Source organism: Vibrio sp. ER1A (genome assembly GCF_000733315.1).
Taxonomy (GTDB): domain Bacteria; phylum Pseudomonadota; class Gammaproteobacteria; order Enterobacterales; family Vibrionaceae; genus Vibrio; species Vibrio mediterranei.
This window is the reverse complement of the sequence record NZ_JPJA01000086.1, coordinates 1,673,301-1,689,890: the sequence shown is the minus strand read 5'-3', so window position 1 is coordinate 1,689,890 and position 16,590 is coordinate 1,673,301. Positions and strand designations below refer to the sequence as shown.

17 protein-coding genes are annotated in these 16,590 nt (G+C 45.3%); 14 read left to right on the top strand and 3 right to left on the bottom strand.

Annotated features, from left to right (window positions below; all coding sequences use genetic code 11):
* Positions 1-179: 179 nt before the first annotated feature.
* Together HW45_RS14390 and HW45_RS14385 are read right to left on the bottom strand one after the other, a co-directional pair.
* Positions 180-884 carry a hypothetical protein gene (locus HW45_RS14390; protein WP_038227598.1) on the bottom strand — a complete coding sequence of 235 codons (705 nt, stop codon included), beginning with the start codon at positions 882-884 and terminating at the stop codon, positions 180-182.
* 78 nt (positions 885-962) lie between these two features.
* Entirely contained in the window at positions 963-3,593 is a 2,631-nt protein-coding gene (locus tag HW45_RS14385; protein ID WP_160171219.1) for a hybrid sensor histidine kinase/response regulator, read from the bottom strand.
* 215 nt (positions 3,594-3,808) lie between these two features.
* Here HW45_RS14385 and HW45_RS14380 point away from each other — a divergent pair, with 215 nt between their 5' ends.
* Both HW45_RS14380 and HW45_RS14375 read left to right on the top strand, forming a co-directional pair.
* Entirely contained in the window at positions 3,809-4,297 is a 489-nt protein-coding gene (locus HW45_RS14380; protein WP_038227596.1) for a hypothetical protein, read from the top strand.
* Between the two features lie 3 nt (positions 4,298-4,300).
* On the top strand, positions 4,301-5,419 hold the full coding sequence (locus HW45_RS14375; protein ID WP_038227595.1) for a porin: 1,119 nt from the start codon (positions 4,301-4,303) through the stop codon (positions 5,417-5,419).
* A gap of 80 nt (positions 5,420-5,499) precedes the next feature.
* Here HW45_RS14375 and HW45_RS14370 read toward each other — a convergent pair whose 3' ends face one another.
* Positions 5,500-6,423 carry a DUF368 domain-containing protein gene (locus HW45_RS14370; RefSeq protein ID WP_051868092.1) on the bottom strand — a complete coding sequence of 308 codons (924 nt, stop codon included), beginning with the start codon at positions 6,421-6,423 and terminating at the stop codon, positions 5,500-5,502.
* 369 nt (positions 6,424-6,792) lie between these two features.
* Here HW45_RS14370 and phnF point away from each other — a divergent pair, with 369 nt between their 5' ends.
* From phnF to HW45_RS14310, 12 genes are all read left to right on the top strand, one after another.
* Positions 6,793-7,488, top strand: coding sequence for a phosphonate metabolism transcriptional regulator PhnF (phnF, locus tag HW45_RS29330; RefSeq protein WP_038227594.1), 696 nt, complete (start codon positions 6,793-6,795; stop codon positions 7,486-7,488).
* Entirely contained in the window at positions 7,489-7,935 is a 447-nt protein-coding gene (gene phnG / locus HW45_RS29325) for a phosphonate C-P lyase system protein PhnG (RefSeq protein WP_038227593.1), read from the top strand.
* 55 nt (positions 7,936-7,990) lie between these two features.
* Positions 7,991-8,632 (top strand): phosphonate C-P lyase system protein PhnH, encoded by a 642-nt coding sequence (phnH, locus tag HW45_RS14355; RefSeq protein WP_038227592.1) that lies wholly within the window; start codon positions 7,991-7,993, stop codon positions 8,630-8,632.
* Positions 8,623-9,732 (top strand): carbon-phosphorus lyase complex subunit PhnI, encoded by a 1,110-nt coding sequence (locus HW45_RS14350; RefSeq protein ID WP_038227591.1) that lies wholly within the window; start codon positions 8,623-8,625, stop codon positions 9,730-9,732. The genes phnH and HW45_RS14350 overlap by 10 nt, the downstream gene beginning before the upstream one ends.
* Entirely contained in the window at positions 9,729-10,628 is a 900-nt protein-coding gene (locus HW45_RS14345) for an alpha-D-ribose 1-methylphosphonate 5-phosphate C-P-lyase PhnJ (protein ID WP_038227590.1), read from the top strand. Before HW45_RS14350 ends, HW45_RS14345 begins: the two co-directional genes overlap by 4 nt.
* The gene (phnK, locus tag HW45_RS14340; RefSeq protein WP_006069758.1) at positions 10,625-11,467 is read left to right on the top strand and encodes a phosphonate C-P lyase system protein PhnK; all 843 of its coding nucleotides are present in this window, start codon (positions 10,625-10,627) and stop codon (positions 11,465-11,467) included. The genes HW45_RS14345 and phnK overlap by 4 nt, the downstream gene beginning before the upstream one ends.
* 24 nt (positions 11,468-11,491) lie before the next feature.
* On the top strand, positions 11,492-12,247 hold the full coding sequence (gene phnL / locus HW45_RS14335) for a phosphonate C-P lyase system protein PhnL (protein ID WP_038227589.1): 756 nt from the start codon (positions 11,492-11,494) through the stop codon (positions 12,245-12,247).
* A gap of 14 nt (positions 12,248-12,261) precedes the next feature.
* The gene (gene phnM / locus HW45_RS14330) at positions 12,262-13,395 is read left to right on the top strand and encodes an alpha-D-ribose 1-methylphosphonate 5-triphosphate diphosphatase (RefSeq protein ID WP_038227587.1); all 1,134 of its coding nucleotides are present in this window, start codon (positions 12,262-12,264) and stop codon (positions 13,393-13,395) included.
* Positions 13,396-13,398: 3 nt separating this feature from the next.
* Positions 13,399-14,037, top strand: a complete 639-nt coding sequence (phnN, locus tag HW45_RS14325; RefSeq protein ID WP_081875825.1) for a ribose 1,5-bisphosphokinase — start codon at positions 13,399-13,401, stop codon at positions 14,035-14,037.
* Positions 14,037-14,804 (top strand): phosphonate metabolism protein PhnP, encoded by a 768-nt coding sequence (gene phnP, locus HW45_RS14320; RefSeq protein WP_038227586.1) that lies wholly within the window; start codon positions 14,037-14,039, stop codon positions 14,802-14,804. Before phnN ends, phnP begins: the two co-directional genes overlap by 1 nt.
* On the top strand, positions 14,801-15,445 hold the full coding sequence (locus HW45_RS14315) for a DapH/DapD/GlmU-related protein (RefSeq protein WP_038227585.1): 645 nt from the start codon (positions 14,801-14,803) through the stop codon (positions 15,443-15,445). The genes phnP and HW45_RS14315 overlap by 4 nt, the downstream gene beginning before the upstream one ends.
* 307 nt (positions 15,446-15,752) lie before the next feature.
* The gene (locus HW45_RS14310) at positions 15,753-16,520 is read left to right on the top strand and encodes a hypothetical protein (RefSeq protein ID WP_006069765.1); all 768 of its coding nucleotides are present in this window, start codon (positions 15,753-15,755) and stop codon (positions 16,518-16,520) included.
* The last annotated feature ends 70 nt before the right edge of the window (positions 16,521-16,590 follow it).

The window sequence follows — 16,590 nt, the reverse complement described above, 5'->3', positions numbered from 1 at the left end:
TATTGATGTGTATAGTAATATTTTCATCATTTAGGTAACGTGACATAGGTAATAGTTATGAACCTAAGTTTATTTATGTCTAGTTTTGATTAAAGATGTCCATTTATATTGAGTAAGATACAAAAAAGCCAGCGAATATAGCGCTGGCCACTGCATAGTAATTGTCAACACGATAAGTGCTAGACAAATAGTGAGGACAAAATACCAATAATCCCACCAAATACACCGCCCCAAACCACAAGCCAGCCTAGGTGCTCCTTTATCATCTTTTGAACGATTTCTTTAACCAGCTTTGGTGTTAATTCACTGAGTCGCTGGTCGATAATCGCTTCAACATTGCCTTTTACTTCGTTTAACATCTTCGGTGATTCGAGTTGTTCAACCAGAGCTTGTTTTACTGAATCGCTTTGGCTGATTTCAATCACTGACTGTTGCATCTTTTCAACGAAAGGCTGTTTCATTGGTTCCAATGCTTCGGTGCCGCCAAGCATCGCCAACATACCACCAAATTGAGAGTTCGCGATCACTTCAACCAGCGAATCAAAAGCAGGGTTAAAGTCGACCTTTTCTAATATTGGTTCTAAATCCAGTGGAATACCTGAGCTCATTTCTTTATTGAGGAAGCGATCGATGTTCTCATTGGTAAAGAACTGCTCCATCATTAAGTTTTTTATCGCTAATTTAAAATCTTCAAAGCGTGCTGGGATAACACCAGAGCCATAAAGTCCTGGCACTTTCTCGAACAACATATGAATGGCGAGCCAGTTAGTCACCGCACCTGAAAAGGCGAATAGGCCAGCATATAGCACTAGGGTGTTGTCGAGTTGGTAGCCAGCAGCGAGTAGCGCTAGGGCAATTAAATTAGTAATGAGACTCTTATTCATAATGTCTTGCTAGATTAATAACGTTGCGCTGATTCTATTGAAAAAATGCCGTTATAAAAAGCCACTTTTTGTCGACGATTAGTCAGCATTGTCGCGAATGGTTTTAATTTTTTCCAACAAGACGGTTTTATTAAAAGGCTTTGACACGTAATCATCCATTCCGCTCTCGGTACAGCGACGGATATCATCATCAAGCACACTAGCAGTGAGAGCAATAATTGGTGTTCGCGCTTTATTGTATTGTTCTTCATAAAGCCTAAACTCTTGAGAAGCGGTGAAGCCATCTTTCACGGGCATCATGCAGTCCATCAATATGACATGATAGTAGTTGGCATCATCACACAGAAAGTTCAGTGCTTCTTGTCCGTTATTCGCGATATCAACCTCGTAGCCAGACTTCTTCAATAATAGTGATGCTACCTTTTGATTCACTAGGTTGTCTTCAACAAGCAATATAGATTGGCTATCTGGGTTGCTTACGATATTAAGCAGTGACTTTTTTGCAGAAGTTGTCGCTTTTGACTTAGCAGAGTCATCGCTAACAATCTCCAGCTTCTGTTCTGTGGCTGGCTGAAGAGTTTGGTGTTGACTCGGTGCATGCTTTAAGGTGTCAATTAAACGGGCCCCTAGTAAAGGGAATGTGACCAAACCAGATATAAGTCGCGGATATTGGGTGGAAGACGCGTTTTGCGGCAGCACTAGAACAATTGGGCTGTCAGGGGATTGTTTGGCAATGGCCATTAAATCAGCTCTGGTATTACGACTTTCGTCAGTACAATAAATAATGATGGAGTTTTGGTTTGCTTTCACCTCGTTGTGGGAGGTGAACATGGACTGTGTCTCCAGTCCAAATTGAGAAAGCTCTTGGCTAACCTGAGTTGCGTAAGGCTGCTCATTACTGATGATAATAAAACGGTAGTTATCTAGCTCATGGATAGGTTGAGGTTTGGCTTGGTTTACACTGGACTCAATGGTGAAAAAGAATCGACTGCCTTTGCCTTTTTCTGAGTCGATTTCAATGTCGCCTCCCATGAGTTCAACCAATTGAGATGAGATTGCTAGTCCTAAACCTGTGCCGCCATATTGTCGGGTAATGGAGCTGTCTTCTTGGGTAAATGGCTTAAAAATAGCGTCCTGTTTATCTTTGTCTATACCTATTCCTGTATCGATAATGGCAAAGTAGATAATGCAGCGTTGATCGTCAATGTCGCTTACTCTGATTTCCATCCTTACATGGCCTTGGTTAGTGAACTTTACGGCGTTAGACATTAAATTCATCAAGATCTGGCGTAGGCGGTGATCATCAATGATCAGCATGTGTGGCATGTTGGGTGAGAAACTGATCTCCAACTGGAGATCTTTTTCCTTCGCTTTTGACATTACGATCGCGATCGTGTCATAAGCGATCTCGCGTAAGTTTGAGCTATGTAAAGAAATCAATAGGTTGCCAGACTCGATCTTGGAGATGTCTAGGATGTCATTGATTAAGATAAGTAGAGTCTGTGATGAAGTGTCGATGGTGTTGAGGTAATCACGCTGAATGGGATCGAGGTTGGATTCAGAGAGAATACCAGACATGCCGATGATGCCGTTTAGAGGTGTTCTAATTTCATGTGACATATTCGCAAGGAAAGAGCTTTTAGCCACGTTAGCTCGTTCAGCTTCCTCTTTGGCTGCCAACATTCGGTGTTCATTTTCTCGTCGTTCTTGGATGAGTTTATTCATTTTTCGGCCAAAATGGCTAAATTCATCCTGACCTTCTGTTGATGCTAAGGTGTCTGGCTCATTTTTGTTATCTATTTTTTCAAACGTATCGAGCGTGTTATTTAAGAAAAATATTATTCTACGTGTGATGTTAATACTTAAAATGAAAAGCGCAGCCATGATAGATATCGTAAGGCCAACTGTAAGCCAAAGACGTTGTTCCAAGTTAGTAATGCTGAGCGCCATCTCATTGGTTAACTGTTCATTGATTTGGTCAGTGGCTTTTTGAATCAATTCAAGTCGCTTATCTAAAGCTGCGATGCCAGAGGTAATCTCTTGGTCGCTAAGAGCATGTTGGCTTTCCTCTAAGACACGATCACGAAACAGGATACTTTCGACAAACGAGTCATCTGAGAAGGTCTTTAGCAGTAAACTGACTTGAGATGCATCGGCATTAATATTAAGAAATCGCTCAATCAAATATTGTTGGCGTTCGAACAGGGTGGCTAGTTGTTCGTGAGCGGAGTGCGATTCGTGGTGTTCTTCAGCGTGCCCTTCCTCAATATCAATGTGAATTAACCAGTTCTCCTCAGTCGCCCAAAGTCGAATCCACTCGAGAGTAAATAAAGCGTTTAAATGTGACTCCAGTTTTATTGTTCCGGTGTCGACTTTAGTGCTTTCTAGTTGAGCGATTAGTTGATTGACCAGATCGTGAGTCCATGAGCTCCACTCTTCAAGCTCTTCCATATCCGTCAACAGCTGCAATTCATTTTGCGCTTCTCTCAACTCTTCTAGTGTTGTATTAGCAGATGAGAGGACGTCATTAGAATAAATTTGAGTTAGCGTAGCTGCTATTTTATCCAAGCAATCATTCAGTTCGCTAAATATCTCATTTTCATTACCAGAAAAGGTGTTTTCTAGTTTTTTTAATCGTGATTTATGGAGTGATGTACTATATCCGGAAATAAAACCTAGAGCAGTTACTTCATTCGATAAAACAGACATTTGCTGTAAACTTCGTTGTGTTCTAAAGGCTTCCCAAGCTGAAAATATTAAAATAACAGTCAAAGGTAAAATTGCTAGTAGTATGATCCTGCTCTTTATAGACATCTTATTTAGCAAATTCATATCACTATTCCTTGATAATAATCTTGAACATCGATTCTGGTGAACTAATCTGTTTGTTAGTTTAGGAAAGGATTTCGCCTGAGTGTAATAAAATGACTCAAAACTTGCTGACAAACATAGGCATACGTGTGGGGCTATTTCGTGGCAGTGCAATCATCGCTTTGAGTTTGATGTTGGCTCTATCATCTGAAAGTAGAGCTTTCGCCGCTAATGAATATGCAGTATTCACCTTAAATGACAACTTTGATGAATTAAGCCGCAGTAAAGCCAGGATGCTTTATCGAGGTAAGACTAAATCGTTACAAGGGAAGCGGATAGAATTATCCGACTGGCCAGAAAGTTCATCCGAACGTTCAGAATTTTATCAATACTTGCTTGGAAAAGACGTCTCTCAAATGAACGCCTACTGGGCAAGTCTCTCGTTCTCCGGAAAGGCAAGACCTCCTAAAGAAATTGACGAGGCCAGTGTCAATACGCTGATTACTTGGTTAGCAGCAAAACCCAACCGAATTGGATACGCCCCATTAGATGCTCTACCGAGTGATGTGAAAGTACTCTACATCGTGAGTAAGGAGAAATAACAAATGACGAATAAAACTTCATTACTCGCACTTCTTACTACGGCGATAAGTTTTCCTGCCATATCTGCTATCGACATCACCGACAATTTTTCAATAAGTGGCTTTGGTTCAACCTCTTGGGCTAAGTCTGATAACGAAACACCACTGCTTATCAATAGAGATATCAGTGACGAAAACTGCTTTGACTGTGATACGACCTTTGGTGTTCAGTTAGACTACTTCTATGACGCATTTAAAGCGTCGGTGCAGGTGGTAAAACGTCCACAAGATAACTGGAGCGAACCCCAACTAGAGTGGGCCTATCTCAGCTATTCCATCGGTGAGTTTGAGGGGCGTGGTGGTCGACTTCGTCTACCAGTATTTCTTGCATCTGAGTATTATTATGTTGGGCAAGCATATACGACAGCTAGGCCCAACGAAGAAGTGTACAACAGCATTTTAGGTGTAACTGCATTTAATGGGTTGAGTGTTACGTGGAACCACAGCCTTACCGATGAACTGCTATTGTCTCTTACGCCATTTGTTGGTTTTAAAGATAATAATGAAGTTGAGTTCAATTCAGATCTTACTCTGGAGTTTGAGACTAACAACATGTGGGGGCTTAACGGTCAATTAATTGGTGATAGCTTTAGAGTAAATTTCGCTTATTTGGATTCTAATTTTGACCAAACCAGTAAAGCGAGAAACGTACCATACGAAGTGGCTCCCGGTTTTACCACTGTTGTTCCTTATGTGGAGGTAGCGCAGCCAGATCAAAATATTAAATTGTATTCTTTGGGAGCAGAATATGACTTTGGGCAATTAAAGCTTATGGCCGAGGGGCAGACTAATGATCTGAGTGCTTCGTGGTATGGCAGTGCAGGTTATCGAATTCAGAAATTTACCCCATACTTTTCTTATGGTCAAACCTACAGTAAAGGCTCCGATAATAATCCGTATGAAGGAAAAAATGGTGACAGTTGGACGTTAGGTGTACGTTATGATGTGCTAAACAACGTTTCTTTAAATGCGGAATGGCAAACTTTTAATAGCTTCGGTGGTCAATCAGGGCCATTTGTGAGTAACCCCGGCTCAGACACCGATGCCAATATGTACACCGTCATGCTTAATTTTGTGTTCTAGTTCCTAGGTTCGCTGACCCAATATCAAAAAAAGGGCTCACCATTGTGAGCCCTTTTTGTTGTTTCAAACTTAAGTAATCGTTACTTGTCGCTACTTTCTGCAATCTTCTCTAGTGCAAGCACTAAACCTACTGCCGCCAGCATCAGAACAATTGCGATAGCCAGTTGCGAAGGTTGGCCAGTTACAGACTCAAAGTTAAATGGTGATAGGTTCTCTTGAATAAGAGGCACTTGCTCACCCTTTGAGTTGATGCGCCATGAGATGGTTTCTTTCCATGGCCATAGTTTTGGTAATGTACCTAGCATTAGACCAGTCAGGAACACTAATGCGAAATCACGGTAGCGTTTTAGTAACCATGATAGGACATGAGAGAATGACAATAGACCAATCAAACAACCCATCGCAAACAACGCCATTACATCGATTTGTAGGCCCTTCACTGCGCCCAATACCGGCGTGTACATACCTAGTAGCAATAGAATAAAGCTGCCTGAGATACCTGGAAGAATCATGGCACAAATTGCGATACAGCCGGCGAAAAAGATGTTGATGCTGGTTGGATCCATTTGCAGTGGTTTCAATACCGTGATGCTGTAGGCAAATACGGCGCCAAGTAATAAGAACACGAAACGCGATAGTGTCTTTTGCTCGACTTGCTTAATCATGTGATACACGGAGACCATGATAAGGCCGAAGAAGAAGGACCACACTGGCACTGGGTGAGTTTCTAGTGCCCAAGAAATGAATTTCGCTAGTGATAAGATAGAGGTCAGGATGCCACCAAACAGCGCGATTAAGAAAAAGCCGTTGATGTGGTCGAATGCAGCCTTGAATCCGTCACGTTTCCAGATCCCAAAAATACTTGGGTTAATACGACGGATACTTTCTAAAAGCGTGTCGTAAATACCTGTAATAAAGGCGATCGTACCTCCCGATACCCCAGGTACAACGTCTGCTGCACCCATCGCCATTCCTTTTAAGAATGTAGTCAGATAGTTCTTCATGATTTCTTCTAGGTTTAAAAAGTTGATGCAGAGTATATATGCATGCTTGTTTTGATGCACTATTCAATTAGCGCCGTAAAGTTGCGACATCACGTATCAAGATATTGTGAATTCGTGATGTATATATGTCTGCCACTTAGGGAGAAAAGTTCCCTTTTACTTCAATTAATTCAAAGCCTTTTGCTTGTCTAGATAAGTTGTGCATGCCTTAGAAATGTTGCAATTCTGCAAACAAAGCGACACGTAACTTTCATCTTTCCCCGTCAAAGTACAGTTATCAGAAAAAACACATGTGACATGAGCAGCAAGCGGATTGCTGTTTTTTAAGTTGAGCACATGTCTAGATAACTCACTCGCTAGGGGATCACTATGCCAGTTTACTTAGACATTGCGTCGGTATTGGAACAAGAAGTTCGTGAACGTTATGTTCCGGGCGATTACCTGCCGCCAGAAGGACAACTAGCTCAGCGCTTTGATGTCAATCGCCACACGCTTCGTCGAGCTATCGATGAGCTCGTTAACACTGGCATGGTTCAACGTCATCAAGGTAAAGGCAATATGGTGATAAGGCAGCCCAGTGAGTATCACGTGCATTCAGGCGCGCACTTTACTAAGAATTTGATTGAACAAGGGGCAAGGCCACGCTGCGAAGTCATTCAACATCGAGTGTTTGTCGCTCCTATGGACATCGCCGCCAATCTTGGCGTTGTAGAGGGCAGTAAGATCATCCATATCCGCACACTACGAAAAACCGAGGAGTGTCCTCGCACCATCATTGACCACTACCTAGCCAATATAGAGTGGTGGAGCATTTTGAAGAATTACCAAAGTGGTTCATTACACGAATTCATTAAACGTGGGCTTGATATAGAGCTGGAGCGCAAAGAGACCCGAGTGGGAGCCAAAACGCCAACGGGTGAAGAGTGCCGACTGCTGCAAATTACATCAAGCACACCAATTCTAAGAGTCAAAACCAAAAACGTTATCAAGGGGACCGATATGGTGGCCGAGTTTTCGACCTCCAATAGCCGTTCCGACGCAACTGAAATAGTAATGGAGCATTAAATGACTGCTGTGAGCGAAAGAACAAGCTGGATGTCAACATTGGCACAAAGTCAGCAGAGCGAGTTAGAGCAACTGTGGCATTCAACCAAGATTGAAGCGAGTTATCAAATGGTACGTCAACCAGAGATAGGGTTGGCACAGGTACGTGCTCGAATGGGGGGGAGCGGTCGTGAGTTTAATATGGGGGATGCCACGATCACTCGAGCAGTCGTCAAATTGGACAGTGGGGAGATGGGCTACAGCTACTTGCGCGGTCGCAACAAAGCGCAAGCAGAGCTAGCGGCCGTTATTGATGGCCTACTGCAGACCCAATCGCACCATGAACAATTAATGCGCTTGGTCATTGAACCCTTGGCAGCTATGAAGCAAGAACAGCAGCAACTCAGAGCAAAAGAAGTGGCGACCAGTAAGGTGGACTTTTTCACCATGGTACGCGGTGAAGATTGATTCAAGGAACATGAACAAGTTTGGTTTAACGAATTAACCAAGTAAGGCAACGATAATGACCACAATTACTACTGCATTCAAAGATGCAGTTCACGACAGCCAGCAGTGCTTCAGATTGCTGCTTAAGGCGATGTCTGAACCGGGTGAAATAGTCACTCTAGAGATGAGCGAAGGTTTTGGTGCGATGCATAAAGCAGCGACACAAACCTTGTTGAGTTTAAGCGACAATGCGACGCCGATATGGCTGTCAGAGTCACACTTAAAAGACGCTGCTATTCGTGAAAATATCCGTTTTCACTGTGGCAGTCCCGTTACTGAGCGACAAAACAGTGCCAGTTTTGCTGTGATTGCTGAACAAGATTTGGCTGACTTCGATTGGAATAACGCCACATTTAGCCTTGGCTGTGAAGAGTACCCAGATCAGTCGACGACGGTTATTGTTGAGCTAGGCAGCTTAACCAATGGTTCTGATGCGAACCCATCTAAAGGTGGCCTCACGCTAACGCTATCTGGACCGGGAATCGAATCAAAATCGGTGTTGAATATTGGTGTGGCCTCTAAGGCATTTCAGCACTTCTTACAAGGACGCCAAGAGCATTTCGCTTTTCCGCTTGGTATGGATTTGATCTTGGTAAACGATGAGAGCATTGCCTGCTTACCACGTACCACACTTGTTGAGGTGAACTCATGTATGTAGCAGTAAAAGGTGGCGAAAAAGCCATTAACAACGCGCATCAGCTGCAGGCTAAAAAGCGTCGTGGTAATCCTGAATTGGCTGAATTGACGGTGGCACAAATCAGTGAGCAGCTCTCTGGCAGCGTTGATCGCGTGATGACGGAAGGTGGCATTTATGACCGTGAATTGGCCGCACTGGCTGTCAAGCAAGCGAACGGCGATCTAGTAGAAGCTATCTTTTTGTTGCGTGCTTATCGTACCACGTTGCCGCGCCTTTCGGTTTCACAGGCTGTGAACACCAGTGAAATGCGCATTGAGCGCCGCATCTCTGCTACCTACAAAGATCTGCCTGGTGGACAAGTATTGGGGCCGACATATGACTATACCCATCGTTTGCTGGACTTTAGTTTGATTGCTGAAGGTGAAGCACCGCGAGTCGACACCTCAGATGTTCAAGCGATGGAAGTGTGCCCTCAAGTGATGAGCATTCTTGAAAATCTCGACTTGATGACGACCGAAGAAGATAACCAACAAACCCCAGAAGATATCACTATGCATCCGGTGAACTATCCGTGTGACCGCAGTGCGCGATTACAGAACTTGGTTCGCGGCGATGAAGGATTCTTGCTGGCGCTTGGCTATTCGACGCAGCGTGGCTATGGACGAAATCACCCATTTGCAGGCGAAATTCGTATCGGTTTCTGCGATTTAAGTTTGGTACCAGAGGAGCTTGGCTTTGCTATTGATATCGGTGAAGTTGAGTTAACCGAGTGCCAAATGGTGAATGGTTTTGTTGGTAGCAAAACAGAAAAAGCCAAACTGACTCGCGGTTATGGTTTGACGTTTGGCTCCACCGAGCGCAAAGCGATGTCAATGGCGCTGGTGGATCGCTCACTGCAAGCGGCAGATTACGATGAAGCCATTGATGGGCCAGCTCAAGACGAAGAATTCGTGTTATCGCATTCTGATAACGTTGAAGCTGCAGGCTTCGTTTCTCATCTGAAACTGCCTCACTACGTGGATTTCCAAGCAGAGCTAGAACTGCTTCGTAAGATGCACAAAGAGCATGATGAATTCATTCAGTCTCAGGGTGAACAGAACCAACAGGAGAGCCAGTCATGAGCCAAGTACAAACTAACACTCATGCGCAAGGTGTGACCGGCTACAACTACGGTTACCTTGATGAACAAACCAAACGTATGATTCGTCGCGCTCTGCTCAAAGCCGTTGCGATTCCTGGTTATCAAGTGCCATTTGGTGGCCGTGAAATGCCGATGCCGTACGGTTGGGGAACCGGCGGTGTTCAGATTACCGCAGCGATCATTGGTCAAACTGACACGCTGAAAGTGATTGACCAAGGTGCCGACGATACGACGAATGCGGTTTCCATTCGAGAGTTTTTCAAGTCAGTAGCAAGCGCGAAAACCACCGAGAAAACGGTAGACGCCTCAATCATTCAAACGCGTCACCGTATTCCGGAAATCACTCTCGATAAAGACCAGATCTTAGTGTATCAAGTTCCGATTCCAGAGCCGTTGCGCTTTATTGAACCGCGAGAGACGGAAACGCGAAAAATGCACGCGCTGGAAGAGTACGGAATCATGCACGTCAAACTGTATGAAGACATCGCACGATTTGGTCATATTGCTACCTCTTACGCGTATCCGGTTTGCGTCAACGATCGCTATATCATGGACCCTTCTCCGATCCCTAAGTTTGACAACCCGAAAATGGACAAAATGGCGGCGCTTCAGCTGTTTGGTGCAGGACGTGAAAAACGAATCTATGCCATTCCGCCATTCACTAAAGTAAAGAGTTTAGATTTTGAAGATCATCCATTTGAAATCCAACAATGGGATGAGCCGTGTGCCATTTGTGGCGCAACGGACACCTTCCTAGATGAAGTGGTGATGGATGACAAAGGCAATCATATGTTCGTTTGTTCGGACACTGATTACTGCTCTCAGCAAGTCGAAAAACACACCATCCATATTAAGGAAACGGAGAGTCACGCATGAGCACGTTAGCGGTGAAACAGCCAACATTTGACACTAATACCTTTGATGTAAGTGAGCAGCCACTATTGTCGGTTCGTAATCTCACCAAACTTTACGCACCAGGAAAAGGCTTTACCAATGTCTCGTTTGATTTGTACCCCGGCGAAGTGCTAGGCATCGTGGGCGAGTCAGGTTCAGGTAAAAGTACCTTACTAAAGTCACTATCGGGTCGCCAAACGCCAGACAGCGGTGAGGTGCTTTACATCCGAGGTCGCGGAGAAGATCAGGTAACTCAACTCGAAGACCTCTATTTGATGGCAGAAAGTCAACGTCGTCAATTACTGCGCACAGAGTGGGGCGTTGTGCATCAGCATCCGATGGATGGATTGCGCGGCCGTGTTTCTGCGGGCGGTAATATTGGTGAGCGTTTAATGGCCGTAGGCGAGCGCCATTATGGTGATATTCGAACGGCATCAACTAAGTGGCTCACTGATGTAGAAATTCCTCAAGACCGAATTGATGACATGCCAACCACGTTTTCCGGCGGTATGCAGCAGCGCTTGCAGATTGCTCGCAACTTGGTGACTCATCCAAAACTGATTTTTATGGATGAGCCAACAGGTGGATTGGATGTCTCGGTGCAAGCAAAACTCCTCGACCTATTACGCCGCCTTGTCACAGAACTGGAACTGGCTGTGGTTATTGTCACTCATGACCTAGCGGTGGCGCGTTTACTAGCTCATCGACTGATGGTTATGCGTCGCAGTGAAGTGGTAGAAACTGGGCTGACGGACCAAGTACTTGATGATCCGCAGCACCCTTACACCCAATTACTGGTTTCGTCCGTGTTGCAGAACTGATGGCTGAATAAAGGAATTACTATCATGATAACTGAGACAAAAATTATCGTTTCCGATGTAAGCAAAACCTTTGTTCTGCATAACCAAAATGGCATTACTTTGGATGTGCTGAGCAACGCTAATTTTAGCGTCGCAAGTGGCGAGTGTGTGGTGCTTAATGGTCGCTCCGGTTCAGGGAAATCCACTTTGCTACGGGCACTTTACGCTAATTACCTTGTGGACACAGGCAACATCGAAGTCGAACATCAAGGGCGCTGGGTCAATATTGCTAAGGCGCAGCCGCGTGAAATCATCAATGTTCGCAAACATACCATCGGTTGGGTCAGCCAGTTTTTGCGTGTCATTCCTCGTATTAGCGCTTTGGAAGTCGTGATGCAGCCGATGTTAGAAATGGGTGGATGTCGTCATCAAGCCGAGCAAAAAGCGAAAACACTGCTGACTCGTCTTAATGTACCAGAGCACCTTTGGAATTTAGCGCCTGCCACATTTTCTGGTGGTGAGCAGCAACGGGTGAATATCGCCCGAGGCTTTATCGTCGACTATCCGATTCTGCTGTTGGATGAGCCTACGGCGTCGTTAGATGCCACCAACAGTGCAGTAGTGGTGAATCTGATTCAAGAAGCGAAAGATCGCGGTGCCGCCATTGTGGGAATTTTCCACGATGAAGCGACTCGAGATCAGGTGGCTGACCGTTTGTATGACGTGAAGAAACAAAACGAAGCCACTCGACAGGCCGAGCAGGGCAGTGCTCAGGCAACCTCCATCTCAGCATGCGCATAACGGGAGAAAGCAGCATGATTATCACCAATGTAAATTTGGTTCTTGAGAACGAAGTAGTAAAAGGCTCATTAGAGCTCCGTGACGGCAAAATCGTTAGTATGTCAGATTCACAAAGTCAGGTGGCAGGTGCCTATGACGGAGAAGGTGACTTTCTCATGCCGGGCTTTATTGAACTGCATACCGACAACCTAGAGCAGTACTTTACTCCGAGACCAAAAGTGGATTGGCCGCCTTTCTCTGCGATGAGTGCGCATGATACTCAATTGATTGGCTCAGGCATTACCACGGTACTAGATGCCGTGGCGCTGGGTGATTTTCGAGATGAGAAACGTCAAACTAACTTGGATCTGTTCATCAATACGGTCGTGGATAGCCAAAAACGTAACTTGACTCGTGCTGAGCACCTACTGCACCTTCGCTGCGAAGTACCACATGAAAGCACAGTCGGAATGTTTGAGAAATATGTCGACTTACCGGAAGTCCAGTTGGTGTCGTTGATGGACCATGCACCGGGTCAGCGCCAGTTTGTGGATGTAGAAAAGTATCGTACTTACTATCAAGGCAAGCACAACTTAACGGACAGTGAGATGGTGGCGTTTGAGAAGAAACAAGTAGAGCTCTCAGAGCGCTGGTCGACACAAAACCGCAATGAAATTTGTCATCAGTGCCGAGAGCATAACATCCCAATGGCGAGCCACGATGATGCGACAAAGGCGCATGTTCAAGAATCAAAAGACTTAGGAATGGTCATTGCAGAGTTCCCTACGACAGTGGAAGCGGCGAAACGCTCTCATGAGCTTGGACTGAAAGTGTTGATGGGCGCACCCAATGTGGTTCGCGGAGGGTCTCATTCAGGCAATGTCGCTGCGCACGAACTGGCCTCTCACGGTGTATTAGACATTTTATCGTCAGATTATTACCCAATGAGCCTGTTAGAAGGTATCTACAAGTTATCGTGGGATGAGCGCAACACGTTAACGCTGCCGCAAGCTGTTCAACTGGTCACCAAGAATCCAGCGCAAGCACTGAGCCTAAATGATCGCGGTGTTATTGCAGAAGGGAAGCGTGCCGACCTTGTATTAGCAAAACAAGTGGATGGGCATCCTTTGGTCGCTCGTGTTTGGCGACAAGGTAAAAAGGTGTTTTAGCCGATGACTAATAACACATTATTAGAAGCATCTTCGGATGCTTCTTTTTCATCTACGGCGGACTACGCCGACGCCTCAACCAAACGCAAAGGTAAGCTCTACTACGTGATAGGCCCTTCAGGTGCGGGCAAAGATACCCTGATTGACGCCATTCGCGCCGATCATCCTGACGATATTATTGTTGCTCATCGCTATATCACGCGTCCTTTTGGTGCTGGTGGTGAAAACCATGTTGCCGTAAGTGAGCAAGAGTATTTATCAAGACAGCAAAAAGGGCTATTTGCCATGAGCTGGCAGGCCCATGGGCTGTGCTACGGTGTGGGGTTAGAGGTGAAAGCATGGCTAGATAAAGGCTTTTCGGTTTTGCTGAATGGCTCGCGTGCGGAATTGGCTCAAGCGCAGCAGTGCTTTGGCTCAGATCTGGTTCCGGTTGTGGTCAATGTAGATTTGGACGTATTGCGGACTCGATTGCAAAACCGAGGACGTGAATCTCGCGAAGAGATTGAACGTAGGTTACAACGCGCCACCGAATTCACCCTATCGAAACAAGAGGGTTTTTACCCAATTGATAATAGCGGTGACGTGCAATCGAGCGCAAAGCAGTTCCGCCACATTCGTTTTCAACTTGAAGGGAAATCGTGATGAAGCTGGTCATGTTGGGCACGGGGAACAGTGCCATGGTGCCTGTTTGGGGCTGTGACTGCGAAATATGTGCTGAAGCAAGGCTGGATAGAACTCTGCGACGTGAGAAAAGCTCGGCTTATGTTGAACACAATGGTCGTAAGCTGCTGTTAGATGCCAATGCTCCCGATCTTCTGGATCGTTTCCCACCTGGTTCGATCGATAAGATTCTGTTAACACATTTTCATATGGACCATGTGCACAGCTTGTTTGATCTTCGCTGGGGGAAGGGGGCGCTTATTCCCGTACATGCACCTGAGGACGAGCAAGGGTGTGATGATTTGTACAAATACCCCGGCGTGTTGGATTTCTCGCAGCGTTCACTGCCGTTTCAATCCTTTATATGGCAAGACATCACTGTAACGCCACTCCCCCTCAACCACTCTAGACCTTGTGTGGGCTATGCCTTTGAGCTGAATGGCCATTGCATTGCTTACTTGACCGATACCAATGGGCTGCCAGAAGCGACGACGCAGTGGCTTAAACAGCGCACAGTGGACTGGATTGTCACCGATTGCAGCTTTCCCCCTGTCGAGTGCGAACACACAAGACTTAGCAATAACCATAACGATATCTACCAAGTGCAGAACATCGCTGAGCAATGTCAACCTGAGCGTATTGGCCTAATTCATTTAGGTCACAACGTTTTGCTTTGGGCCAAGCGACATCCACAGTGTTTTTCTGACAGCTTTCAGCTTCTTCATGACGGACAGGAGATCCCACTATGAACCAGCCGCTATCACCAACGCTCTCTGCTGAACCGAGCGTATCGCCGTGCAGCCAATTACATCGCACCGAATTAGGTCGTTGGACTGAGATTGCCCAGCGATGCGTGTTAAATAACGTCACCGTTGGTGATTACAGTTATATCCAAAATGATTGCAATTTGATGTTTACCGAGGTGGGAAAGTTCACGTCTATCGCCGCCGCCGTTCGCATCAATCCAAGCAATCATCCATGGTGGAGGCCAACTCTGCACCACTTCACTTATCGCCCAGGTAAATACGGTTTGGGAGATAACCCATCGGTATTGGATGACGAAGTGTTCAGTTGGCGTGAAGAAGACAAGGTAGTGATAGGTCATGATGTTTGGATTGGCCACGGCGCGATCATTTTGCCCGGAGTGACCGTAGGCAACGGCTCGATTATTGGAGCAGGGAGCGTAGTGACAAAAGATGTCCCAGCTTACTCAATTGTGGTCGGTAATCCGGCGCGAGTCCTTCGTCCCCGTTTTGATGATGACAGCTTCGGGCCCCGCTTAGAGGCTCTGGCATGGTGGAACTGGAGTGACGAGCAAATCGCGATGGCGCTGCCGCTGTTTCAAAAGGATACTCGAGAATTTTTAGCTTACTTTGAAAATATGCAGTAACCCACTTTCTTCCTACCTGATTATCTGTAGATGCTCGAATAAGCGCGACATCGTTGGTGTCGCTGCACATTATTCGCGGCATCTACCTATCCATTCTACGGTTAAATCTGAGATATTACTTTAGGTAATATTTTAAGTTTAATGAGTCATTTCAGACGCCAGTTAACTTTGTTTTATTATTCATTCTGTCAGGTGAAGGTATGGCTTGCCTGAGTTTGCTTGGAATTAATTGCCTGAATTTAATAAGTAATTAATTCCAATAATTTGTTTTTGCTAAGGAGGGCTTTTGAAATAAATCAGAGTAATTATGAATTTACAAACAGCAAAAAGTCCGCTGAGTTGGACGATTTTAACAGCATTGGTTTCTTTAACGTCATTTTCAGTAACGGCAGACGAATATCAGGATATGTCTGACCCACTAGCCGTGTATTCGCAAGCGGGTATGGGCGTGACCAATAAAGGCATCAACTTTAAGTTTGGTCAGGCTTACGATACCAATAATGACTCAACCATGGCGATGCATGTACTAGAAGCGAAAGGGTTTGCTGCAGACAGCTTGGGGCTAAAGGGGGATGATAGTTTCGACTCACTACGCTATCGACATTTTAATGTCGACATCAATAGTGGGCTGGGCTCTCAAGTTGATCTTAGCTGGGACTTTGATAACAAATTAGGCTCAGCTTCCTATTCCTTGATTCAAGCGTTACCAAAAATGGGCGCCGTACAGTTTTATCCACTAGCGGGAATTGGCATTAATGTGGCGGATGTTCATTCGTCTTTGATTCAACCGAGCCCGGATTATGACGGTTCTATCGGTTACACCATCCCCTCGAGTTTTGCTCTAGTGGGTTTCTACTCAAAAATCGAAATTACCGATGATATCTGGCTGAACTACAACCCGATGTACACCACTCAACTTGGTGGAGTGGAGTCTTTCAGCAACTTTTATGGCTGGCAGCATGAAATTGCGGCGAGCTATCAGTTGAACAACCGAAGTAACCTGCGAGCATTCTGGAACTTTGGCGAAGTGCTACAAGGCACGGACTTTAGAGTGGAATACAACTACCAATTCTAACTCTGGCTTTCTTACCACCCATCAAGACGACAATCCAATGAATTGCTAAGGCAATCACAAACGGTTTTAT